21 protein-coding genes are annotated in these 22,003 nt (G+C 62.2%); 12 read left to right on the top strand and 9 right to left on the bottom strand.

Annotation, left to right across the window (positions count from 1 at the left end; genetic code table 11):
* The first annotated feature begins 50 nt into the window (after nt 1-50).
* Nucleotides 51-1,643: a methyl-accepting chemotaxis protein gene (locus tag E4P32_RS15495; RefSeq protein WP_116434939.1), complete on the top strand. Its 1,593-nt coding sequence runs from the start codon at nt 51-53 to the stop codon at nt 1,641-1,643.
* 32 nt (nt 1,644-1,675) lie between these two features.
* Nucleotides 1,676-3,190: a sensor domain-containing diguanylate cyclase gene (locus tag E4P32_RS15490; protein ID WP_116434940.1), complete on the top strand. Its 1,515-nt coding sequence runs from the start codon at nt 1,676-1,678 to the stop codon at nt 3,188-3,190.
* Between the two features lie 132 nt (nt 3,191-3,322).
* On the opposite strand, the gene E4P32_RS15485 is transcribed toward E4P32_RS15490, so the two are convergent.
* The 4 genes from E4P32_RS15485 to E4P32_RS15470 form a co-directional block, all read right to left on the bottom strand.
* Nucleotides 3,323-3,652, bottom strand: a complete 330-nt coding sequence (locus E4P32_RS15485) for a hypothetical protein (protein WP_116434941.1) — start codon at nt 3,650-3,652, stop codon at nt 3,323-3,325.
* 141 nt (nt 3,653-3,793) lie between these two features.
* Nucleotides 3,794-4,750 carry a chemotaxis protein gene (locus tag E4P32_RS15480; protein WP_116434942.1) on the bottom strand — a complete coding sequence of 319 codons (957 nt, stop codon included), beginning with the start codon at nt 4,748-4,750 and terminating at the stop codon, nt 3,794-3,796.
* A gap of 62 nt (nt 4,751-4,812) precedes the next feature.
* Entirely contained in the window at nt 4,813-6,531 is a 1,719-nt protein-coding gene (locus E4P32_RS15475) for a methyl-accepting chemotaxis protein (RefSeq protein ID WP_116434943.1), read from the bottom strand.
* A gap of 298 nt (nt 6,532-6,829) precedes the next feature.
* Complete coding sequence (locus E4P32_RS15470) at nt 6,830-7,501, bottom strand: DUF1120 domain-containing protein (protein ID WP_116434944.1); 672 nt, start codon at nt 7,499-7,501, stop codon at nt 6,830-6,832.
* A 294-nt stretch (nt 7,502-7,795) separates the two neighbouring features.
* On the opposite strand from E4P32_RS15470, the gene map reads away from it, so the two are divergent.
* Both map and E4P32_RS15460 read left to right on the top strand, forming a co-directional pair.
* Entirely contained in the window at nt 7,796-8,563 is a 768-nt protein-coding gene (gene map / locus E4P32_RS15465) for a type I methionyl aminopeptidase (protein WP_116434945.1), read from the top strand.
* Nucleotides 8,564-8,719: 156 nt separating this feature from the next.
* The gene (locus E4P32_RS15460; protein WP_116435320.1) at nt 8,720-9,802 is read left to right on the top strand and encodes an ionic transporter y4hA; all 1,083 of its coding nucleotides are present in this window, start codon (nt 8,720-8,722) and stop codon (nt 9,800-9,802) included.
* 14 nt (nt 9,803-9,816) lie between these two features.
* On the opposite strand, the gene E4P32_RS15455 is transcribed toward E4P32_RS15460, so the two are convergent.
* Both E4P32_RS15455 and E4P32_RS15450 read right to left on the bottom strand, forming a co-directional pair.
* On the bottom strand, nt 9,817-10,047 hold the full coding sequence (locus tag E4P32_RS15455) for a DUF3820 family protein (protein WP_116434946.1): 231 nt from the start codon (nt 10,045-10,047) through the stop codon (nt 9,817-9,819).
* 13 nt (nt 10,048-10,060) lie between these two features.
* A complete protein-coding gene (locus tag E4P32_RS15450) occupies nt 10,061-11,638 on the bottom strand; it encodes a sensor domain-containing diguanylate cyclase (protein ID WP_116434947.1) in 1,578 nt (525 codons plus the stop codon).
* A gap of 205 nt (nt 11,639-11,843) precedes the next feature.
* On the opposite strand from E4P32_RS15450, the gene E4P32_RS15445 reads away from it, so the two are divergent.
* Nucleotides 11,844-12,041 (top strand): oxidoreductase-like domain-containing protein, encoded by a 198-nt coding sequence (locus tag E4P32_RS15445; protein ID WP_116435321.1) that lies wholly within the window; start codon nt 11,844-11,846, stop codon nt 12,039-12,041.
* A gap of 113 nt (nt 12,042-12,154) precedes the next feature.
* Entirely contained in the window at nt 12,155-13,063 is a 909-nt protein-coding gene (ppk2, locus tag E4P32_RS15440; RefSeq protein ID WP_116434948.1) for a polyphosphate kinase 2, read from the top strand.
* Between the two features lie 100 nt (nt 13,064-13,163).
* On the opposite strand, the gene E4P32_RS15435 is transcribed toward ppk2, so the two are convergent.
* Entirely contained in the window at nt 13,164-13,688 is a 525-nt protein-coding gene (locus E4P32_RS15435; protein WP_116435322.1) for a hypothetical protein, read from the bottom strand.
* A gap of 315 nt (nt 13,689-14,003) precedes the next feature.
* Here E4P32_RS15435 and E4P32_RS15430 point away from each other — a divergent pair, with 315 nt between their 5' ends.
* Genes E4P32_RS15430 through E4P32_RS15415 form a run of 4 tightly spaced genes read left to right on the top strand, consistent with a single transcriptional unit; the run spans nt 14,004 to nt 16,947 of the window.
* Nucleotides 14,004-14,483 (top strand): FecR domain-containing protein, encoded by a 480-nt coding sequence (locus tag E4P32_RS15430; RefSeq protein WP_233526673.1) that lies wholly within the window; start codon nt 14,004-14,006, stop codon nt 14,481-14,483.
* Nucleotides 14,476-15,087 (top strand): OmpA family protein, encoded by a 612-nt coding sequence (locus E4P32_RS15425; RefSeq protein WP_116434949.1) that lies wholly within the window; start codon nt 14,476-14,478, stop codon nt 15,085-15,087. Before E4P32_RS15430 ends, E4P32_RS15425 begins: the two co-directional genes overlap by 8 nt.
* 18 nt (nt 15,088-15,105) lie before the next feature.
* A complete protein-coding gene (locus E4P32_RS15420) occupies nt 15,106-16,104 on the top strand; it encodes a hydroxyacid dehydrogenase (RefSeq protein ID WP_116434950.1) in 999 nt (332 codons plus the stop codon).
* Between the two features lie 18 nt (nt 16,105-16,122).
* The gene (locus tag E4P32_RS15415; protein WP_116434951.1) at nt 16,123-16,947 is read left to right on the top strand and encodes an amidohydrolase family protein; all 825 of its coding nucleotides are present in this window, start codon (nt 16,123-16,125) and stop codon (nt 16,945-16,947) included.
* Here the strand turns inward: E4P32_RS15415 and E4P32_RS15410 are convergent.
* Nucleotides 16,935-17,876 (bottom strand): hypothetical protein, encoded by a 942-nt coding sequence (locus E4P32_RS15410; protein WP_116434952.1) that lies wholly within the window; start codon nt 17,874-17,876, stop codon nt 16,935-16,937. The two genes, E4P32_RS15415 and E4P32_RS15410, sit on opposite strands and share 13 nt — an antisense overlap.
* A gap of 248 nt (nt 17,877-18,124) precedes the next feature.
* Between E4P32_RS15410 and E4P32_RS15405 the strand changes: the two genes are divergently transcribed.
* Entirely contained in the window at nt 18,125-19,258 is a 1,134-nt protein-coding gene (locus tag E4P32_RS15405) for a metallophosphoesterase (RefSeq protein ID WP_116434953.1), read from the top strand.
* A gap of 366 nt (nt 19,259-19,624) precedes the next feature.
* Here E4P32_RS15405 and E4P32_RS15400 read toward each other — a convergent pair whose 3' ends face one another.
* Entirely contained in the window at nt 19,625-20,596 is a 972-nt protein-coding gene (locus E4P32_RS15400; protein WP_116434954.1) for a GlxA family transcriptional regulator, read from the bottom strand.
* A gap of 119 nt (nt 20,597-20,715) precedes the next feature.
* On the opposite strand from E4P32_RS15400, the gene E4P32_RS15395 reads away from it, so the two are divergent.
* Complete coding sequence (locus tag E4P32_RS15395; protein ID WP_116434955.1) at nt 20,716-21,981, top strand: MFS transporter; 1,266 nt, start codon at nt 20,716-20,718, stop codon at nt 21,979-21,981.
* Nucleotides 21,982-22,003 lie beyond the last annotated feature (22 nt).

Genomic DNA, 22,003 nt, shown 5'->3' with positions numbered 1-22,003 from the left:
GTCGAATCGAGACCACAACAAAAAATCGCACACAGGAAGGGTTGTCAGTCATGCACAGCTTTCTGCCGCTTGCTTATCAGATCGACAAACTCGCCCGCAGGCTCGCGGCCAGTTTTCCCGGCGTTTTTTCTATCGACGAGCGCGCGTCGCTGGCGGTTGGCGCGGAAACCACGCCGCTCCTGCGCAACGGCGCCGACGTGCTCAATCTCAACTTCGGCACGATCGACAACTTCTCCGCCGCGACCGGCGGCAGCGCCACCATCTTCGTCCAGCGCGGCAAGGACTTCGTGCGCGTCTCGACTTCGGTAAAAAAGGAAAACGGCGAACGCGCCATCGGCACCTTGCTCGATCACGCCCACGCCGGTTATCGCGACCTGCTGGCCGGGCGCAGCTATACCGGCTTCGCCCAATTGTTCGGCCGCCAGTACATGACCCGCTACGATCCGGTGCGCGATGCGCAGGGACGGGTGGTGGCGGTGCTGTACGTCGGCATTGACGTCAGCAAGCGCTTCCAGGTCGGCATCGGCGCGCGTCTGGGCATGCTGGCGTTCGGCATCGCCGGCGCGGTGCTGGGCGCCTATGTCTGGGCCAGCGTCGCCGCCGTCTCGGCGCTGCCGCCGGCAACCTCGTCAGCGACCGTGACGGCGCTGCTGCTGCGCTACGGCGCAATAGCGCTGGCCTTGCTGGCGTTCGGCATGGGCGGTTTGTACTGGCTGGCGCAACGCATGGTGACGCGGCCGCTGGTGGACGCCACGGCTGCCGCGCAGCAACTGGCCAAGGGCGATCTCACCACCATGATCCATGTCGGCCGGCGCGATGAAATCGGTCAGCTTACGCAAGCCATCAACGGCGTCGCCCAGGGACTGGCGACCATCGTCGGCGCGGTGCGCGCGAGTGCCGAACGCATCAACGTCGCCGCGCACGAGATCGCCGCCGGCAACAACGACCTGTCGGCGCGAGCGGAAGCGCAGGCCGGTGCGCTCGAACAGGTGCGCGCCACCATGGACAACTTCAGCGCGGGGATTCGCAACAACGCCGGCCACACCCAGGAGGCCGGCAGCCTCGTCGACAACGCCTCCACGCATGCAGGCGAAGGCGGCAAGGTGGTCGGTTCGGTGATGGCGACGATGGGCGCAATCCGCACCAGCTCGCACAAGGTCGCCGACATCATCGGCGTGATTGACGGCATCGCCTTCCAGACCAATATCCTGGCGCTCAATGCTGCCGTGGAAGCGGCGCGCGCCGGTGAACAAGGCCGTGGCTTCGCCGTGGTCGCGACCGAAGTGCGCCAGCTGGCGCAACGCTCGGCCGCCGCCGCGCGCGAGATCAAGGACCTGATCGCCGAATCGGTGGCCAACGTCGACCACGGCGACCGCCTCGCCGGCCAGGCCGGCGGCGCCATGTCCGGTATCGAGACGGCCATCGGCAGTGTGGCGACGATCATGCGCGATATCGCAACGGCCGGCGCCGGCCAGACTGAAGACATCGGCGAAGTCACGCGCGCGGTCGGCGACATCGACCAGATGACGCAACAGAACGCCGCGCTGATCGAGCAGGCCGCGACCGCCACCGAGAGCCTGCGACACGAAGCCGAAAAGCTGGTAGAACAGGTCGGCGCTTTCAAACTGGCGCAACGCGGCTGATCGCCGTCTATTCGGCGCTCATCCGGAGATTCATGGTTCATTACAAACGTTCATCCACGGCACTGCTGGCAGCGGCTTTCGTACTGCTGGCCTGCGCGGCAATCATCGGCCTCGACATCTGGCGCACCTGGCAGGCGCGCGTGATCGAGGAGCGCGAAGCCGCTGTTTCGGTCACGAACATGGCGCGCGCGCTGGCCCAGCATGCCGACGACACCTTGAAGGAAGCCGACACCGTGCTGGTGGGTCTGCTGGAGCGCCTGCGCATTGACGGCGCCGGGCCGGCGGCGCTGGAGCGCGTGCACCGCCTGCTGGCGGTACAGGTCAAGGAGCTGCCGCAACTCAACGGCATCTTCGTCTACGACAGCCAGGGCCGCTGGGTCGTCAATTCGCAGCCGAGGCTGGACAACACGCAAAACAATGCCGATCGCGATTACTTCATCTATCACCGCGAGCATCCCGACGACGGCCCCTACATCGGCCCGCCGGTGCGCAGCCGGTCCACCGGAAAATGGATCGCCACCGTGACGCGCCGCGTCAATAATGCCGACGGCAGCTTTGGCGGCGTGGTGTTGGCGACGGTGGACATGGCCTACTTCCAGCGCTTTTACGACAGCTTCAACATCGGCAAGTCGGGCGCCATCCTGCTGGCGCTCAACCGCGGCACCATCCTGTTCCGCCGTCCCCTGCGCGAAGACTCGATCGGCAAGAGCATGGCCGACGCCGCCATCTTCCGCGACCATGCAGCGAAGAATGCCAGCGGCCTGGCCATCATCAGGTCGTCGCAGGACGGCGTGGAGCGCATCAACGGCTACCGTCACCTGCAGACCTATCCGCTGTTCGTCTCGGTGGCGCTGTCACGCGACGAGGTCTTCGCAGAATGGCGCGCCGACGCCTACATGCACATGGTCGGCGTGCTGATCCTGGTAACCGGGTTCGCGGTCATGGGGCGGCGCATGGTGGCGCAGATCGACCAGCGCTCGATCGCCGAGAACGAAGCCAACGAAGCGCGCGCGCAGGTGGAAAAACTGAATCAGACCTTGGAGCGGCTTGCCTTGCAGGACGGTCTCACCGGCCTGGCCAACCGGCGCCAGTTCGACGTCGCGCTGGCGCGTGAAATGAGCCGCGCGGTGCGCAGCGGCAAGAGCCTGGCGCTGGTCATGATCGACGTCGACCGCTTCAAGCTGTACAACGATTTATATGGACATCTGTCCGGCGACGAATGCCTGCGCAAGGTCGGCAAGTCCATCCTGTCCGGCGAACGACGTCCCGACGATCTGGCTGCGCGCTACGGCGGCGAGGAGTTTGCGATCATCCTGCCCGATTGCGATGCGGCGGGTGCGCTGGCGATTGCGGAACAGATCCGGCTGGCGGTACGCGCGCAGCAAATGGAACATGCGGCCAATCCGGACGGCATCGTGACGGTCAGTCTGGGTGTCGGTTGTTTGCCGGAAGTGAAACGGGACATGTCAGTGCGCGATCTGATCGGTGTTGCGGATCAGGCGCTGTATCGGGCCAAGGGCGAAGGCAGGGATCGTGTCGGCGTGTAAGAAGAGCGGGTAGAACGGGGTAGAAGAGGGCGTAGAAGCGGGAGTAAAAGCGGGAGTAAAAGCGGGAGTAAAAGCGGGAGTAGAAGAGCGAGGTAAATATGCGGCGAATCGGAGCATTCGCCGCAGAAGGCATCAACGACTAATGACGGATTTTTCCGGTTGTTTGAATTCCAGCTTCAATTCCTGCTCCATGGCCTCGCCGGCGACCACTTGCATTTCGTCGTCAAGATTGGCATCGACGACAGGTGTTTTGACGGTATTGCGATTGAGCACGTAGATCTCCGCACTGCGAATTTTCGGTGCTTCGTCGGGGATGACATTCTGAACCTGGTACATCGCGAGATCATTTTCCCATTTCTTTTCACGGTAGAAAAAGTAGAGCAGGAAAACCAGGCCGACGCTTAGATAGGAGACGACGGCGAGGAACATGTCTTGCTGGAACAGATTGGAGATGAAGTCCATGGTCAGGTGCGCTCTCTGGTGGTGAGGATGTGGTTGGGCGATGTAGTAATGATAATGAGCGGGTCCTTTTCCTGATATCGGGGAATTCCTTATTCCTTGCCGGCACTGCGTTGCAGACGCACGGCAAGGGCTTGCAATGCATTAGTGCATCAGCGTTTTCTTGAGAGCGGCGGCAAGTTCGTCGATAGCGAATTTGGCGACGTAACCGTTGGCGCCGACACTGCGCACGTGGTCCTCATTGGCCGAGCCCGACAGCGACGAATGGATCACCACCGGAATGCCCTTGTAGCGCTGGTCCGCCTTGATGTTGCGGGTCAGCGTGAAACCGTCCATCTCCGGCATTTCCAGGTCGGTCAGCATCAACGCCACCTTGTCGGCGACCTGCTTGCCTTCACGCTGTGCTTCGGCGCCCAGCGCCTGCAATTTTTCCCAGGCTTCCTTGCCGCTCTTGGTCATGATGTACGGCACGCCCAGTGTGGTGAGTCCATCCTCGATCAACGCCCGCGCCACCTTGGAATCGTCCGCCGCCAGCACGATGGCGCCGGGCTTGACCAGGCTCTTCAGTTCGCCGTTGTGGCCGCTGTCCAGCGCCTGCTTGACCGGCGAGGTCAGGTTGAGGATCTGTTCCACGTCCAGCACCTGCACCAGGCGGCTGCCGTCGACGTCCGAATCGAGACGTGCGATGCTGGTGACCAGGTCGCCGCCGGCGCTGGCTTCGGCCGACAGCACCTGGCTCCAGTCGAGACGCACGATTTCTTCCACCGATTCCACCGCGAAGGCCTGGGTATTGCGCGCGTATTCGGTGATCAGCAAAATGTTAAGGCCGGTTTTGGGCTTGCAGCCGGTCACGGCCGGCAGGTCGATCACTGAAATCACCTGGCCGCGGATGTTGACCATGCCTAGCATCGGTGACTTGGTGCCGGCGGCCGTGGTGATCGGCACCATCGGCACGATCTCGCGAATCTTGAAGACGTTGATGCCGAACAACTCGCCCGGGCCGTCGCCACCGGCGTTGCCCAGGCGGAACAGCAGCAGTTCGAATTTGTTGCTGGCCGTCAGGTTCGTACGCTCGTCGATTTCTTTTTGGAATGCATCCATGGGATACCTCAGGTGGTGGGTTTGGTTGCGGGTTCTAAGTGATTTCTAAGTGACGTTTCAGATCAGAATTGTTCCCATGAGCCGGTCTCGTCGTTGGCTGCAGTGGGCGACTTCAGCGCGGGCCGGGCTTCCTTGCGCATGACGGCGGGTTTGGCCGATTTCAATCCCGGTGCGCGTACCGGCGTGATGTCGATGGTGCGCTTCGGCGCCGCCGGCTTGCTCAGCGCGGCGCGCTCGTCCAGCTTGAATACGCTGACAACTTCCGACAGGCGACCGGCTTGCTCTTGCATCGACTGCGCGGCAGCAGCAGCTTGTTCGACCAGGGCGGCGTTCTGTTGCGTGACTTCGTCCATTTGTGTGATGGCGAGATTGATCTGCTCGATGCCCTGGCTTTGCTCGTGGCTGGCGGCGGTGATTTCGCTGACGATGTCGGTCACGCGACGCACGCTGTTGACGACTTCTTCCATGGTGCTGCCGGCTTGCTCGACCAGCTTGCTGCCGATGTCGACCTTGGATACCGAGTCGTCGATGAGGATCTTGATTTCCTTGGCGGCGGCGGCCGAGCGCTGCGCCAGGCTGCGCACTTCGGAGGCGACCACGGCGAAGCCGCGACCTTGTTCACCGGCACGCGCCGCTTCGACTGCCGCATTCAGGGCCAGGATATTGGTCTGGAAGGCAATGCCGTCGATCACGCCGATGATGTCGACGATCTTCTTCGACGAGTCGTTGATCGAACCCATGGTGTCGACCACCTGGCCGACCACGTTGCCGCCGGCGACGGCGACTTCCGAGGCCGTCACGGCGAGTTGATTGGCCTGACGGGCGTTGTCGGCGTTCTGCTTGACGGTGGACGTCAGTTCTTCCATGGCCGAGGCGGTTTCTTCCAGGGAACCGGCCTGTTGTTCGGTGCGCGAGGACAGGTCCATGTTGCCGCTGGCGATTTCGTTGGACGCGGTGGCGATGGTGTCGGTGCCGGTGCGCACTTCGCCGACGATCTTGAGCAGGTTGTCGTTCATGCCGCGCAAGGCTTCCAGCAACTGACCGGTTTCATCTTTGCTCTCGGCGCGGATGGTTCCGGTCAGGTCGCCGCCGGCGACGCGCTGGGCGACGCCGACCGCCTCGGTCAACGGACGCGAGATCACGCGGGAAATCCAGATTGCCAGTGTCATCGCTGCGGCCATGCAGATCAGCAACATGGCGATGATCCACATGCGTGCACTTGCGTAGGTGGCGTCGGCATCGGTGCTAGACTTCTCGGCGCCTTTTTCGTTGACCTCGACCAGCTTTTCAACCTGGTCGAGCAGGCTGCGATAGACCTTGGTCGATTCGCCCTTGAGCATGGTGCGCGCGTCTTCGTTCTTGTTGGTGCGGGAGACGTCGAGAATTTTCTTGTGTTCGGAAAGGAATACGGCGAGCGCCTTTTCCACATCGGGAAATAGCACTTTTTCTTCGGGCTCGCTGATCTGTATCTGGTAGTCGCGCTGTTGTTTTGCCAGCGCCGCGATCTGTTTGTCCGCATTGCGTTCGATTTCTTCAAACTCTTGCGGCGTTGACGCCAGGATGTGCTGCAACTCGAAACTGCGGATGCGCGCCAGCGACAGTTTCAACTGCGACAGTGTGCGAATGCTCGGCAGCCAGTTGGTGGCGATTTCGGTCGAGGCCTGGTTGACGCGGCCCAGTTCACGGATGGCGAAGGCGCCGAGGGCGGCTTCCAGGGCAACCACGATAAAGAAGACTGAAATCAGTTTTCGGGAAATTTTCAGATCGTAGAACCACTTCATATTTTTCTCCTGGGGACGGCGGGGCTGCATGTCGATATTGCCGTCGGCAATGCGACTGAATCTGGCCATCAGGCAGGGAACCGGCGCGGCGTCGGACGATCGTGGCTGTCGAAGCCGGGCCGGTGGAAATTCCGCTATGCCCGATGTATGGCCAGACTATCGAATCGACATACTCTTCGGTATCAGTGATTTCCTGATAGCTGAAAGGCAACAAAAGGGAGGACGGCGGAAAAGGCGGGACGTGAATGAACAAAGCCCGCTTGCGGGAGCAAGCGGGCGGGATGATGACTGGAAGAAATTACAGGTACTGCACTTCAATCGTGGCGGAGCCGTCGAGGTCGATGTTCTGCGTCAGCGGCAGGTTGTCGCCCTTGTCCAGCACGGCGGTCACGCCGAGGTTGCCGGACATGGTCTTGTACGAACCCGGTGTGGTCGAGCCGGTGGTGGCGAACGCCTGGCGGTTGGTGCCGTCAGCATGGAAGCGGCCGTAAGCCGACTTGGCCCAGGTGCCATTGTTGGCGGCATCGGCGACGATGTCAGGTGTCGCGCCGTCGGCTGTGAAGGAGCCGATGATGGAGCGCACGCTGTAGGCGCCGATGTTCTTGCCGCCTGCTGCGCCCAGACCGTAGGCATTCTTGTCGCTCAGGTTCGAGTTGATCGCGGTCATCAGGCCGGTGACCACAGTCGAGGCCTTGTTGTCGATGGCGCGGACGGCAACTTTGGTTGCTGCGTCGCAAGTGACGGTGAAGGCGATGGTCTTTTCAGGCAGTACATTGGCAGCTGTCTTTTTCAGGCCCGCGCCGGAGATGGTGCCGTAGTCGACCACGTTGGTGCCGGTGAAGGCCGGGGTACAGGCCGAAGGACGAATCACGCCTTTGACCTTCAGTTCGGCGGTGTCGGCGGCTTGCGCAGCGAAAGACATCAGCAGGGAAGCTGTCAGGGCGGAGAAGAGGGCGATTTGCTTGTTCATGATGGTTTCCTTAAGTAGTCAGAATGAGTTGAAGTTCGGTTGAATTCGTTTTGCATTCGTTGTGCATTCGTTTTGCTTCAGCGCTTTGTGTTTGCTTAAGCAGTGAAGCCATTCTGACGATTTAAGGATCGGATTTATATGAGAAAACTCTCAAAAAACAGGGTGGTGAAAAAACGAGACAACAGGCGTGAGGATCTTGCCGACACCTGTCTTGCACAGCGGAAACGCTGCAGTTGCCGGCCTGATCGGGGATAATAGAAGCCATTATTCTCTTTACTCTCAACAAGGAACGTCGTGGCAGTCTCCATCAAAACCGAAAAACAAATCGCCATGATGCGCGTGGCAGGCGGCCTTGCTGCGGAAGTGCTGGAGATGATCGGCGAGTATGTGGTGCCGGGCGTGTCGACCGAAGAGCTCGACCGCCGCTGCCACGACTACATCCGCAAGGTGCAGAAGGCCACGCCGGCCAACGTCGGCTATCACGGTTTTCCGAAGACCTTGTGCACCTCGATCAACGCGGTGGTGTGCCATGGCATCCCCAGCACCAGGGATGTGCTCAAGGACGGCGATATCGTCAACATCGACGTCACCGTGATCAAGGATGGCTGGCACGGCGACACCAGTCGCATGTATTTTGTCGGTACGCCCAAGCCGGAAGCGGCGCGGTTGGTGCAGACTACGCTCGACGCCATGCTGGCCGGGATTGCCGTGGTGCGGCCGGGCGCCCGCCTGGGCGACGTCGGCCATGCCATCCAGACGCTGGCCGAGGGCGCCGGTTATTCGGTGGTGCGAGAATATTGCGGCCACGGCATCGGCAAGGTGTATCACGAAGAACCGCAGGTGCTGCATTACGGCACGCGCAATTCCGGCCTGCTGCTGCGCGAGGGCATGACCTTCACCATTGAGCCGATGATCAATCTCGGCGCGCGCGCCGTGCAACAACTGGACGACGGCTGGACCGTGGTCACGCGCGACGGCTCGCTCTCCGCACAATGGGAGCACATGATTGCGGTGACGGCCGACGGCGCCGAGATCCTGACGTCCTGGCCGTCCTCCAAATAATTCCCCGACGCACGCATCGGTTATCATTTCTTGCCGCGCGGCATTCGCGCGCATTGTTTTCTTTGTTTTGCGTCGTTTCATTTCGTCTCGCTGCGCGCCGCCGTCTTTTCGCCCGCAACTTCCATCCACCGTCCTGACAACGATACTTATCCACTCATGAAAATTTCCCCGTCGCTGCCACTGTGGTCCATCGCTTCGCCCATCCTTGGTTGGCTGGTGTACGCCGTCAACGGCCTGCAACCCGGCGGCTGGTTCGTCGCCTTGCTGGTGGTCGGCCTGATGGCCAGCGTGCTGGCCGCGGTGTATCACGCCGAAGTGGTGGCGCACAAGGTCGGCGAGCCGTTCGGTACGCTGGTGCTGGCGCTGGCGGTGACGCTGATCGAGGTGGCGTTGATCGTGTCGCTGATGCTGGCCGGCGGTGAAGCGACCACCGGCCTGGCGCGCGACACGGTATTCGCGGCGATCATGATCATCCTCAACGGCATCGTCGGCATCTGTCTGCTGGTGGGCGCCAGCCAGCACCGCGAGCAGTCATTCGGCCAGCACGGCGTCAGCGCTTCGCTGGCGACGCTGGCAGCGATTGCGGTGTTGACGCTGGTCTTGCCGAACTACACGCTGACCAAGGTCGGGCCGTACTACAGCGCCAGTCAGCTGGCGTTCATCGCAGTGATTTCGCTGGTGCTGTACGGCACCTTCGTGCTGGTGCAGACGGTGCGCCACCGTGACTATTTCCTGCCGCCGAACGCAGCCGGCGATGCGGAAGCGCATGCCGAGCCGCCATCCAACAAGGTCGCCATTACCGCCGCCGTGCTGCTGCTGGCGTGCCTGGGCGCGGTGGTGCTGCTGGCCAAGGCGCTGGCGCCGACGCTGGAGGCCGGCCTCGACAATCTGGGCGCGCCGAAATCGGTGGTGGGCATCATCATCGCCGCCATCGTGTTGCTGCCGGAAGGACTGGCGGCAGTGCGCGCGGCGCGCGCCAATCGCTTACAGACCAGCCTCAACCTGGCGATCGGTTCGGCGCTGGCCAGCATAGGCCTGACGATTCCTGCGGTGGCGGTGGTGTCGCTGGCAACCGGCTGGACCTTGTCGCTGGGACTGGACATCAAGTCGACGGTGCTGCTGATGCTGTCCTTTATCGTCGCCGGCTTCTCGCTGAGCACGGGCCGTACGACGGTCATGCAGGGCATGGTGCACCTTGTGATTTTTGCGGTGTATTTGTTTACGACGATCGTACCGTAGCAGATCTGGTTTGATCAGCGCCGCAGGTTGGCGGCGTCCTTGCGCAGCGGATCGAGCAGCTGGCGCAGGGCGTTGTGATCGAGTTCGTACATGAGTGCAATCAGGCTGCCCAGTTCGCCGCGCGGAAATCCCTCACGCGCGAACCAGCCGAGGTAGTGGCCGGGCAGGTCGGCCAGCAGCCGGCCCTGGTATTTTCCATACGGCATTTCCATGCTGACCAGCTTGAGCAGAGATTCTTGATCCATCGCTACGATCTCTTCATGGAAACGCGTTGTCGATCCTGGCGTCGTCATGCCGCGCCACATAATTGCGCCCCTTGGCCTTGGCGACATACAGCGCGCGATCGGCTTCTTCGACCAATTCTTCCGGTTCTCCCGATTCTTGTGACGGTTCGATCATGGCGACGCCGGCGCTGACCGTCACGATGGTCAGCGGACTGGCGGCATGCAGGATGTCGAGCGCGACGATGTCGGCGCGGATGCGTTCGGCAATCAACGCGGCCGACTCCAGCGAGGTTTGCGGCAGCAGCACCACCAGTTCTTCGCCGCCGTAGCGCGCCACCAGGTCGCCGGTGCGCTGCGGCACCTGCTTGAGCAGCGCGGCGATGCGGCGCAGGCAATCGTCGCCGGCGCGATGGCCGTAGATGTCGTTGTACTGCTTGAACCAGTCGACGTCGAGCATGATCAGCGCGACGCTGTCCTTGTTGCGCAGCGCGCGCGCAAACTCCTGGCTGAGCGCGATATCGAAATGGCGCCGGTTGGCGAGGCCGGTCAGGCCGTCTTCCAGCGCCAGGTTCTGCAGATGGCGGTTGAGCTGGTCGAGGTTGTCGCGTGCGACGCGCAACTCGGCCTCGGTTTCCAGGCGCAACTTGATCTGGCGCAGCAGCCAGTTGCCCAACAGCGCCAGGATCACGATCAGCAGCAGGATGGCGGCGGTATGGTGCAGCGTGTCCTCGAACCAGCTGTCGAGCACTTCATCCTTGGACAGCGCAATCGCGACGAACAGCGGGAACTGGCTGAAGTGCCGGTAGGCGTTGATCCGGTCCTTGCCGTCGACGGTGGATGGCGCGATGTGCGTGCCGTGATGATTCTTGGTGACGTAGTCGCGGAAAATCGGCACATTGTTGAGGTTGTAGCCGACGTACTTGTCGAAGAACGGCCGGCGCGCCAGCAGCGTGCCGTCATTGAGGCCGAGGATGATCAGGCCGTTGTCGCCGATGTTGAAGGTGTTGTAAAAGTTGCGGAAATAGTCGATGTCGATCGCCGCCAGCACCACGCCGCGGAACCTGCCGTCGGGGTAGTCGAAGCGGCGCGACACGGTCAGGCGCCAGGCGCCGGCCGGATTCTTGATCAGCGGTCCGATGTAGGGACCGCGTTCGGGATGGTCGCGATGATATTGGAAATACTTGCGGTCGCTGATGTTGCCGCTGAACGGCGTGACGTTGGAGTCAACCACCGGATTGCCGTGGGCATCGAGGATGAATACGCCGGCCAGTTGGCTGACTTCCGCCACGCGCTTTTGCAGCAGGCTGTGCAGGCGCGGCTTCTGGGCATCGTCGACGCCGTCCGACTCCAGCCGTTCGACCACGCCGGAGAGAATGATGTCGGCCGCCTTGAGCGTATCGTCGCCATGCTGCGCCAGCGCACGCGCCATGTTGACGATATTGGCTTCGGTATCGTTGAGATGTTCCGCGCGCGCCTTCCATGCCTGCCAGCCATTGACTGCCAGCAGCGACACGCACACGATGACGAAAAAAATCTTCGCCCTGAACACGAGCGGCGCGGTTTCGCCGGGTTCTCGGGAGATGAGTTCTTTCAATCGCTGCAAGACGGTCATAACGAATGTTGTGTTTATTGTCGACGCGGAGGTGGTGGGACACCTGCGTCTTCAATGCTACTAGAAATATGCAAGAAATTCGCGGTAGTTTGTTCTTCTCCGGCAAATATTAGGGCCCGGCGCGACACTGTGCAATCGCGCATTGTCGCAGGGAAAGAATACCTTGCGGTTCTATAATCGGACAGTCCTCATTTTCATACCCGCCATGCCGACTTCCCGTGCCGACGATCCGCAACCCACCCCGCCCATCGAACCGGCGCTGGAAGATTGCTGCCAGAGCGGCTGCGATCCCTGCATCTTCGACATTTACCAGGATGCGCTGGAGCGCTACCGCCTTGCCTTGCAGGAGTGGCAGGCGCGCCAGCCGCCGCCAAAGCCTGTTCGGAAACGTTCTCTACGGTAATGGATTTTTCGTTGTCACCCGAGGGTCATAATCCTCAGGTATGTTCCAACGGTGCCGACCGCAGCAGGTCGCCGCCTATTCAGGCTATTCAGGCATCATCCGACGGAGAAAAAATGAACGACGAAGAACTGGTGCGCCGCATTCATCGCGAGCTCGCCGACAGTTACGACGAAGAGCTGGAACTGGAAATCGAAGATCGCACAATCGAACAGCTGGCCGGTGGCGTCGACGCCATCAGCGAGCAGGACAAGGCTGACCGCCGCCTGTATTTCCGCGAACTGTTCCGCTTGCAGGCTGAACTGGTCAAGCTGCAGGACTGGGTAGTCGCCACCGGCCACAAGGTGGTGATCCTGTTTGAAGGCCGCGATGCAGCGGGCAAGGGCGGCGTCATCAAGCGCATCACCCAGCGCCTCAATCCACGCGTCTGCCGCGTCGCCGCCTTGCCGGCGCCGAATGATCGCGAACGCACGCAATGGTATTTCCAGCGCTATATTTCGCATCTGCCGGCGGCCGGTGAAATCGTGTTGTTCGATCGCAGCTGGTACAACCGCGCCGGCGTCGAACGGGTGATGGGTTTCTGCAGCGACGACCAGTACGAAGAATTCTTCCGTTCCGCGCCGGAGTTCGAGCGCATGCTGGTGCGTTCCGGCATCCAGCTGGTCAAGTACTGGTTCTCGATCACGGACGAAGAGCAGCACATGCGCTTCCTGAGCCGTATCCACGATCCGCTCAAGCAGTGGAAGCTGAGCCCGATGGACCTGGAGTCGCGCCGCCGCTGGGAGGATTACACCAAGGCCAAGGAAATCATGCTGGAGCGCACCCACATCGCCGAGGCGCCGTGGTGGGTGGTGCAGGCAGTGGACAAGAAGAAGGCGCGCCTGAACTGCATCCATCACCTGCTCAGCCAGATGCCGTATGGCGAAGTCGAGCATGCGCCGATTTCGTTGCCGGAGCGCGAGCGCCACGACGATTACTTCCGTCGTGAAGTGTCGAGCGAGATTCTGGTGCCGGAAGTTTACTGACGGTCGCTGCCAGGTAAATCACCGGCATGAAAAACGGGAGCCCTTGGGCTCCCGTTTTTCATTGATGCCGACCATGCCTGGTCAGCTCAGAAGTACCGGTTCAGAAGTACTTTTTGACGATTTCACCGAAAGCCTGCTCAGCCGGCATGCCACCGCGCATGAGCGTAGTGATTTCTTCGGAGTGCTCGCCGATGGTGTCCGGCAAGGTGGCGCGATTGGCCTTGAAGTACTCGTACTTGTCGCTGTCGATCTGGTCCTTGGCGCGTGTCGCGGCGCTCGGCGCACGGGTGGTGCTGGCGCGCTTGACGCCGCCGGTGCTCAGCGTACGGGTGGTCTTGCTGCCGCCGGCCTTGGCCAACCGGATCTGGTCCAGCGTAAACACACCGGTGGCGTTGCCAGGAGCGAATTCGCCGTCTTCCGGATGATGCAGGTGATGATTGCCGTCGAAGGCCATCTTCTTGCCGGCAGTGTTGGTCAATTGATAACGAGGGCCGTTACCCGACGTGACGAGGGCGAACTGGACGCGTTCGCCGTAAATGCCCATTTGGGTAATGACGCCTGCCAGGTAGGGCGCTTTCAGGGTGTCGATGTTGCCATTCCAGCGTTTGCTTCTTGTCGTAGTCAAAATATGTACTTCCGTAATGATGACGGCCGCGCGCAATGAGGATCTTGATGAAACAGCGATCCGGGGCGGCCGGCCTTGAAAAAACAGCGTGACCTGCCATTATCCTCTTCTCCCGCCCAGATTGACAGCGCGACGCAGCAATTTTTGCCGCAGGGGATCATCCCGAAAACCCGGAATCCCCGCCCAGAGCGCTTTTCAGCCCCACGATTGATGCCCGGCAATGCTTCCATGGGGCAATAACAGCGCTATAATGCGCCAACTCCGCGCTCGCGGAGATCGCCCACAAAGCTGCACGCCAAAAAAAAACGGGGAATCATGGGATCGGGAAACCATACATATCGCGTCTTCATGCCGGCCGCCTTGTGCGTCTGTTTAGGCTGCGCCGGCAACATGGCGCATGCGCAAGTGCAGGATTACGTCCAGGCCGGCATCGTCAAAGTCGTCAGCGGCAGCGTCCAGCTGCTGCGTCGCGAACAACCATCAGCCGCCCATGTCGGCGACCGCGTCTTTTCCGGCGACCGCGTGGTCACCGCCGAGGGCGCCGCCATCGGTATCACGCTGCGCGACGACACTCTGTTGTCGCTCGGCCCCAAAAGCAATTTCCTGCTGGAGCAATACAACTTCGACACCAGCTCGGGCGACGGCAACGTTGCCGTGCGCGTGGTCAAGGGCACGCTGCGCTACGTCACCGGTCTGATCGGCAAGCATGCGCCGGAGCGCCAGCAAGTCGTGACGCCGACGGCCACCATCGGCATCCGCGGCACCGACTTCATTGTGGATGTGGCCGATGAATAAGCTTGTCAAAAAACTCATCGGCCCGGTCGCTCCGGTCGCGCTGGCGCTTCTGCTCACCGCTTGCGCCGGACCGAAAGAACGCTTCGTGCTGTTGCCGCAGGCGGACGGCTCATCCAGCAGCATCGTGGTCAAGGCCGGCGGCAGCGAGACCGCGCTGACGACGCCGTATGCTTCCGTCGAAACGCAGGCAGGCAAAGCCGGCAAGACGCTCACGCTGAGCGAAGCCGACGTCAGCAAGCGTTATGCGCCGGTGATGGAAAACCTGCCGATGCGTCCGCGCACCTATGTGCTGCAGTTCGAACTCGGGCGCGATCGCCTGACGCCGGCCTCGCGCAAATTCCTTGACCAGGCAATTGATGAGTTCAAGCAGTTCCCCGCCGGTGAATTCCTGGTGATCGGTCACGCCGACAACATCGGCAACGACGCCTTCAACGACACGCTGTCAGTGCGTCGCGCCAAGCTGGTCGAGAGCGAACTGATACGTGCTAAAGTCAATCTGATCAGCATCGAAGTGATCGGCAAGGGCTCGCGCGAACCGCGCTTCCCGGCCGGGAAAGGCGTGCCGGAGCCGCGCAACCGCTACGTCGAGATCAAGCTGCGCTGAAAAAACAAATTCAGAGACATGGCCGACATCTACCTCGCGTACTCCCCCGAGACGCGTGCGAATTACTATGGCGACAAACCGCTGGCGCTGTTGCAGGCGCTGGGAACGGTACGCCTGAATGACAGCGAAACGCCGCTCACCCCGACCGACCTGGTGCGCGTCGCCGCAGGCTGCGACATCATCGTCGCGCCGCGCATCCCGGCGGCGACTGCCGAGGTCTTCGATCAACTTCCGCAACTGGTCGCCTATTGCCGTGGTGCGGTCGATATCCGCAACATCGACGTTGCCGCCGCCAGCCGTAATGGCGTGCTGGTCACGCGCGCCACGCCGGGTTTCGCCGCCTCGGTGGCCGAATGGGTGCTGGCGGCGATGTTCGATCTCAGCCGCAACATCAGCGACGCCGCGCTGGCTTATCGCAACGGTATCGTGCCCGCCGTCAGGATGGGCCGCGAATTGCGCGGTGCCACGCTGGGCGTGGCCGGCTACGGCACCATCGGCCAATACCTGTGCCGCATTGCGCAGGCGCTGGGGATGAAAATACTCGTCGCCGATCCCTACGCAAACATCACCGAACCGGCGCACGTGGCGACCGGCTTCGAGGCCATGCTGGCGCAATCCGATGTCGTGGTCTGCCTGGCCCCGGCCACGGCGGAAACGGCGCACTTGTTCAACGCCGCCGCCTTCGCCAAGATGCAGGCATCGGCCTTCTTCATCAACGCCTCGCGCGGCGAGCTGGTCGACGAAGCGGCGCTGCTGCAGGCGCTGGACCAGGGCGTCATCGCCGCCGCCGCACTCGACGTCGGCATGGCGCCCGACCAGATGCCGTCGCCGCTGCTGGCGCGCCATCCGCGCGTGATCGCCACGCCGCACATCGGCGGCCTGACGCCGCAGGCGGCCGAACATCAGGCCATGGACACGGTCAACCAGGTGGCGGCAATTCTTGCCGGTCGTTTGCCGGAAGGCGCGGTCAACATCGAACAGGCACACCGGCTGACGCGTTTCGTTTCAGCACAATAAGATCAGCGGAGAAAGCCCATGAGTTCCAACGCCATACCGGACGGCGCCTGCGACTGCCATATCCACATTTACGATTACACGCGCTTTGAGCTCATGCCGACAGCGCCTTCCAAACCGCCGCAATCGCTGTGGTCCGACTACCGGCGCGAACAGCAGGCGCTCGGCCTGACCCGTGCGGTGATCGTGCAGCCGACCGGCTACGGTTTCGACAACCGCTGCACGCTCGATGCGCTGGAGCAGGCGCAGGGCAGTGCGCGCGCCATCGTCACGGTGCCGGCAGACATTTCCGAAAGCGAACTTGCGGCGCTGGACCGGGCCGGTGTGCGCGGCGTGCGTTTCATGATGGTGGCCAATGGCGGCGGCGTGATGCGCTGGGACATGCTGGAACCGATTGCCGCCAAAATTGCGCCGTTCGGCTGGAACATCAACCTGCAGATCGACGGCCGCGATTTTGAACAATACGAAGACGTGCTGAAGTCCTTGCCGTGCCGCATCGTGATCGACCACAACGGCAAATTCCTCAAACCGGTGGCGCCCGATCATCCCGCCATGCAAAGCCTGTTGCGTTTGTTGGATACGGGACGCTGCTGGATCAAGCTGTCGGCGCCGTACGAGACCTCGCAAACCGGCGCGCCGGAGTATGAAGACGTCGCCGCATTGGCGCACACTTTCGCGCGGGAGTTTCCTGAACGCTGTCTGTGGGCCAGCAACTGGCCGCATCCCGGCCGCAATCCGCAGCCATCCAATCGCGCGCTGCTCGACCTGCTGCCGGCATGGGCGCCGTCGGCCGACGTGCGCACGCGCATCCTGGTCGACAATCCTGCGGCGCTTTACAGGTTCTGAGCGAAGCTGAAAATGGAAGCCGGCGTGATTGCCGGATCTTCATCGAAGCTGTCGGGATCATCCAGCGGCCATGCCAGCGACAAGGGCGTCAATTGCACGCCGAAACGTGCAGCGGTTGTTTCAATTGCATGCGGCAGACAGTCGCGGGTCATCAGATCGACCATGGTGGCCGACGCCCCGCGCTGCGCTGAAAACTGTTCAGCACGTACACAGCGCAGCGGCACCTGGCGACCATTGACCAGCTGCGCCAGCTCGGCCAGGCTGTATTCTTCCGGACCGCCCAATTCATAAATCCCTGCATCGCCTTCGCCCAGCGCGGCGGCTTCGGCGATGGTAGCGACGTCGCCCAGGTTGATCGGGCGGCAACGCTGTTCGCCGTCGCCGGCCAGCAAGACCGTCTCGCCCGGCACGCGTTGCTGCAACGACAACTCGAACGGCAAGGGATGCGGACTGCCGCGCACCACCGGACCGATGCGAAAGATCACGCTGTTGTGCAGCCGCGCCAGCACGCGTTCGGCCAAGCCCTTGGCTTTCAGATGCCAGTTGTCTGCTTCGGCATCGGCATCGACGTGGGAAAAATACACCACGCGCGTGTCGCGCGTGCCGACCGCTGCGGCGATGCGCTCAGCGGTGTCCACCGTGCCCTGCTGATAGGCGGGCCAGTCGTCGGCATGGAGCCCGGCGCCGGTCAGCAACACCACCGCGTCCGCCTCGGCGATGACCTCAAAGCTGCGTTCGCTGTGGGTCCAGTGAGCCACGGTTTCATCGGCCGTCAGCCGCACCGGTTCGCGCACCAAGGCGGTGACGTGGACGTCGGCATCGCGCAGCAGCAACAGCAACAAGCGGCCGGTGGGACTGTTGGCGCCGGCCACGGCGACACGGCGTACCGGTGCAATGGATGTAGCTGATGGAATCTTTGACTTGTTCATGACTTCCCCTGTTCGCAACAATGCAGACATGCAGGTGAAGACGTACGGGCGAGCGGAATATTGTGCGCCGGTGAAAATATTTTTTACTGCTTTGCATTGCGCGACAAAACGATGACAATCCGGTCAGCATTCATGCCGACAACTGAGTTGCAGTCATTCAGCCTGCCGTCAGCTACGTAAAAACCGCCATTGAAAACACCGCATGCATACCAACATGCACGCCAATACATCTCCCTTTGCGAGGCCCCATGCCGTCACGTTTCACCATCGTATTCGTCCTCTCGGTCATGGGCGCGCTGCATGCCTTGATCGGTTGGCGCCTGTTGCCGGCGCTCGGCATTGATGCTGCCTGGCAGGGCGTCGGCGCGCTGTTGCTGGTGCTGTCATTCATCTTGATCCCGGCCGGCTTGCTGGCGCGCGGGATCAAGCAGCAGCCGCTGTCGGACCGGCTGGCCTGGGTCGGCATGCTGGTCATGGGCCTGTTCTCCTCCCTGTTGCTGCTGACCATCGTGCGCGAGCTGGTCTTGCTGGTGTTGTCGCTGCTGCATGTCGTCACGCCCGAGATTATCGAAAGCTCGGCGCGCGCCGTGATCGGTTGCGCCTTGCTTCTGACCGTGGTGGGCTACATGAACGCACGCCGGCTGGCCGAAGTGGTCAACGTCGATGTGCCGATCGCCGACCTGCCGCAGGCCTTGCAGGGTTTCACCATCGTGCAGATCAGCGACATCCATGTCGGTCCCACCATCAAGAAGCGCTACCTGCGCGCCATCGTCGACAAGGTCAACGAGCTCAAGGCGGACCTGGTGGCGATCACCGGCGACCTGGTCGACGGCAGTGTGCAGCAGCTTTCCGAACACACCGCGCCGCTGGCGCAATTGCGTGCACGTCACGGCGCTTATTTCGTCACCGGCAACCATGAGTATTATTCCAACGCGCCGGCCTGGATTGCGGAAGTGCGCCGGCTTGGTTTGACCGTGCTGTTGAACGAACACGTGGTGCTCGATCATGGCGGCTCACCGCTGGTGCTGGCGGGGGTGACCGATTTCACCGCGCATCATTTCGATGAGAGCCAGCGCAGCGATCCGCATGCAGCAATTCGCAATGCGCCGGTGAGTGCGGCGAAGGTGTTGCTGGCGCATCAGCCGCGGTCGGCTGCTGCGGCGGCGGATGCGGGGTTTGATTTGCAGTTGTCGGGGCATACGCACGGGGGGCAGTTCTTTCCGTGGAATTTCTTTGTGCCGTTGCAGCAGCCTTATGTGGCTGGGTTGAATCGGTTGCGGAATTTGTGGGTTTATACCAGTCGCGGTACGGGATATTGGGGGCCGCCTAAGCGGTTGTTGGCACCTTCGGAGATTACTCGGTTGAGGTTGGTTCGGGCTTGAGTGTTCGGCCGTTTTCTTTGTAACTGATCTTCGTAACTGATACTGTTTTTTCTTCGGACGACCGTGGTTGCCGGGGGCGGCCCGGCAGCCGCTCACTTTCTTTGCTTCGCCAAAGAAAGTAAGCAAAGAAAGGCGACCGCGATTCGCCGCCTCGCTGCGCGAGGTTCCCGTTGATGCCACGCACAAATCGGGAAGGGAAACAAACTCGCTGCGCTCAGACAAGTTTCCCTTCTTTTTCCGATTTGTGCGCGTCATCAACGGCGACTCATAAGCGGAATTCTTTTTCGGCTCGCTTCGCATTGCCTTGGGTGGCTCGCCTTCGGCTTCGTAATTCTGGTTCTTTAGTTTTTCAGCGTTTCTTCCACTTCAAAGATACAAAGCTTCCTGCCTTCGCTGCGCACGCCTGATCGCCTGCGGCGGATAGCCGAACACGCGCAGGAACGCCCGGCGCATGCGTTCCGGGTCGTCGAAGCCTACTGCTCTCGCGATGCTTTCCAGTGACTCTTCTCCTGCTTCGACTCTTGGACGTGCGGCTTCGGCGCGCAGTTTTTCGATCGCCTTGGCGGGGGTCTGGCCGGTCTCGGCGCTGAAGGCGCGGTCGAACTGGCGGCGGCTCAGGCAGGCTATTTCGGCCAGGCGTTCCGCCGTGAGCGACTCATGCAAATGGTTGCGCGCATAGCTCAGGGTCTCGCGGATTCTTCCCGAAGGTGGGTCCATTTCCAGTAGGTTGGAAAACTGCGACTGGCCGCCCGGACGACGGTGGTAAACCACCAGTTCCCTTGCCACCGCACGCGCCAACTCGACACCAAGATCTTCCTCGATCAGCGCCAATGCCAGGTCGATGCCGGCCGAGATGCCGGCGGAGGTCCAGACGTCGCCATCCTTGATGAAGATCTTGTCGCTGTCGACCTGCACCGATGGATGCATGCGTTGCAAGCGCGCGGCCATGCGCCAGTGCGTGGTGGCGCGTTTGCCTTCCAGCAGGCCGGCCGCCGCCAGTACGAAGGCGCCGGTGCAGACGCTGGCTACGCGGCGCGCCTTGCCTGCTGCATGGCGCGTGTATTCCAGCAAAGTCTCCGACAGTACGCCCTCGCGCGGTCCGGCGCCGCCGGCCACGATCAGTGTGTCGAACGCGGTGCGATCCAGCGGATGCGTGACAACCGCCGTGCCGGACGCGCTTTCCAGCATGCCGCCTTGCTCCGACATGACGCGCAATTGGTATGGTCTGCTTTTGCCGTCGCCCTCAAGGAGACGGTTGGCGACGTCGAAGGCGGTCAGCGGACCGGTGAAGTCGAGCAGGCTGCAATCGAGGAACAGCAGGAATCCGATTTTGCGCATGAGCGAGGTGCGTCCAAAAAAGCAGGTTGTCCGAAAAGGAGGTTTTTATGTCATTTTGGACGCATGGTGGCACGGCACACTGAGGCTGTCAAATTCCCAAATCACCTCGGAGTCGCTTCATGAACCCAGCAACACAACCGGACGCATGCGCGCCCGTCCAGCGCAAGGACAGCCATCGCTGGAAAATCCTCGGCATCGGCGTACTCGCCAACGCCAGTTTTTCGGCGGCCTTTGCCGGCATTCCGGTGACGGCGATTTTCATGCGCGCCGATTACCGGCTCGATAATACCCAGCTCGGGCTGGCGCTGGGTTCGCTCGGCTTGGGCGTGGCCGTGAGCGAATTGCCGTGGGGCGTGCTCACCGACCGCTGGGGCGACCGGCGCGTGCTGTTGTGCGGATTGATTTCGACCGCGCTGGCGCTGGCGGTGATGGCCGCCTGCGTTGCGCCCGGCGGCGCCGGCATTCCTCCGTTGTGGCTGCTGGCGCTGGGCTTGCTGACGGTCGGCCTGCTCGGCGGCAGCGTCAACGGTTCCAGCGGCCGCGCGGTGATGGGCTGGTTCCGCGAAGGCGAACGCGGTCTGGCGATGAGTATTCGCCAGACCGCCGTGCCGGTCGGCGGCGGCGTCGGTGCGCTGGTGTTGCCGTCGCTGGCTGCGGCGCACGGCTTCGCCCCGGTGTACGGCTTGCTGGCACTGTTCTGCCTGCTCAGTGCGGCGATGGCCTGGCTGTGGCTGCATGAGCCGCCGGCGGCGCCGTCATCCTCGACTGCCGCATCGCCGGACCGTAGCGCGCTGCGCAACATCGAAGTCTGGCGCGTGGCGATGGCGATCGGCATCCTGTGTTTTCCGCAAGTGTCGGTGCTGACCTTCGCCACCATCTTCTTGCACGACGTCGGTCACGCGGGATTGGGGCTGATCAGCGCGACCATGGCGGCGATCCAGATCGGCGCGGCGGTGATGCGCGTGTGGAGCGGACGCTGGACTGACCGCCACGGCAATCGCCGTCAATACCTGCGCGCCTGCAGCGCGCTCAGCGTGGCGTTGTATATCGCACTCGGTACGGCGGCCGCACTGGCGCCTGCCGTGTGGCCGCAGTGGGTGCTGGCGGCGATCGCGCTGCTGTTGGTAGCGGGTGGTGTGTGCGCATCAGCCTGGCATGGCGTGGCCTACACCGAGCTGGCGACGCTGGCCGGGCAGCATCAGGTCGGTACCGCGCTGGGGCTGGGCAATACCTGCGTGTTCCTGGTGTTCTTCCTGGCGGCGCAGGCGGTGCCTGCCTTGCTGGCGTGGCAATCGTGGTCGGCGGTGTGGCTGGCGGGCGCCGCCGGCGCCTTGATCGCTTGGCCGATTTTCCTGAAGCCGTTGCATCGGAATCGCCCGGGTTGATGTAATAATCGGCGGCTTCAGC

The organism is Herbaspirillum sp. 3R11, assembly GCF_004563925.1.
Taxonomy (GTDB): Bacteria; Pseudomonadota; Gammaproteobacteria; order Burkholderiales; family Burkholderiaceae_D; genus Herbaspirillum.
Note: the sequence above shows the minus strand (reverse complement) of the source record. Positions and strands in the feature narration are given on the sequence as shown.

Excerpts from the sequence above, each read along its gene's own strand:
- E4P32_RS15495 (WP_116434939.1), top strand. The coding sequence starts at position 51 with ATGCACAGCTTTCTGCCGCTTGCTTATCAGATCGACAAACTCGCCCGC.
- E4P32_RS15490 (WP_116434940.1), top strand. The coding sequence starts at position 1,676 with ATGGTTCATTACAAACGTTCATCCACGGCACTGCTGGCAGCGGCTTTC.
- E4P32_RS15485 (WP_116434941.1), bottom strand. The coding sequence starts at position 3,652 with ATGGACTTCATCTCCAATCTGTTCCAGCAAGACATGTTCCTCGCCGTC.
- E4P32_RS15480 (WP_116434942.1), bottom strand. The coding sequence starts at position 4,750 with ATGGATGCATTCCAAAAAGAAATCGACGAGCGTACGAACCTGACGGCC.
- E4P32_RS15475 (WP_116434943.1), bottom strand. The coding sequence starts at position 6,531 with ATGAAGTGGTTCTACGATCTGAAAATTTCCCGAAAACTGATTTCAGTC.
- E4P32_RS15470 (WP_116434944.1), bottom strand. The coding sequence starts at position 7,501 with ATGAACAAGCAAATCGCCCTCTTCTCCGCCCTGACAGCTTCCCTGCTG.
- E4P32_RS15460 (WP_116435320.1), top strand. The coding sequence starts at position 8,720 with ATGAAAATTTCCCCGTCGCTGCCACTGTGGTCCATCGCTTCGCCCATC.
- E4P32_RS15455 (WP_116434946.1), bottom strand. The coding sequence starts at position 10,047 with ATGGATCAAGAATCTCTGCTCAAGCTGGTCAGCATGGAAATGCCGTAT.
- E4P32_RS15450 (WP_116434947.1), bottom strand. The coding sequence starts at position 11,638 with ATGACCGTCTTGCAGCGATTGAAAGAACTCATCTCCCGAGAACCCGGC.
- E4P32_RS15445 (WP_116435321.1), top strand. The coding sequence starts at position 11,844 with ATGCCGACTTCCCGTGCCGACGATCCGCAACCCACCCCGCCCATCGAA.
- ppk2 (WP_116434948.1), top strand. The coding sequence starts at position 12,155 with ATGAACGACGAAGAACTGGTGCGCCGCATTCATCGCGAGCTCGCCGAC.
- E4P32_RS15430 (WP_233526673.1), top strand. The coding sequence starts at position 14,004 with ATGGGATCGGGAAACCATACATATCGCGTCTTCATGCCGGCCGCCTTG.
- E4P32_RS15425 (WP_116434949.1), top strand. The coding sequence starts at position 14,476 with ATGAATAAGCTTGTCAAAAAACTCATCGGCCCGGTCGCTCCGGTCGCG.
- E4P32_RS15420 (WP_116434950.1), top strand. The coding sequence starts at position 15,106 with ATGGCCGACATCTACCTCGCGTACTCCCCCGAGACGCGTGCGAATTAC.
- E4P32_RS15415 (WP_116434951.1), top strand. The coding sequence starts at position 16,123 with ATGAGTTCCAACGCCATACCGGACGGCGCCTGCGACTGCCATATCCAC.
- E4P32_RS15410 (WP_116434952.1), bottom strand. The coding sequence starts at position 17,876 with ATGAACAAGTCAAAGATTCCATCAGCTACATCCATTGCACCGGTACGC.
- E4P32_RS15405 (WP_116434953.1), top strand. The coding sequence starts at position 18,125 with ATGCCGTCACGTTTCACCATCGTATTCGTCCTCTCGGTCATGGGCGCG.
- E4P32_RS15400 (WP_116434954.1), bottom strand. The coding sequence starts at position 20,596 with ATGCGCAAAATCGGATTCCTGCTGTTCCTCGATTGCAGCCTGCTCGAC.
- E4P32_RS15395 (WP_116434955.1), top strand. The coding sequence starts at position 20,716 with ATGAACCCAGCAACACAACCGGACGCATGCGCGCCCGTCCAGCGCAAG.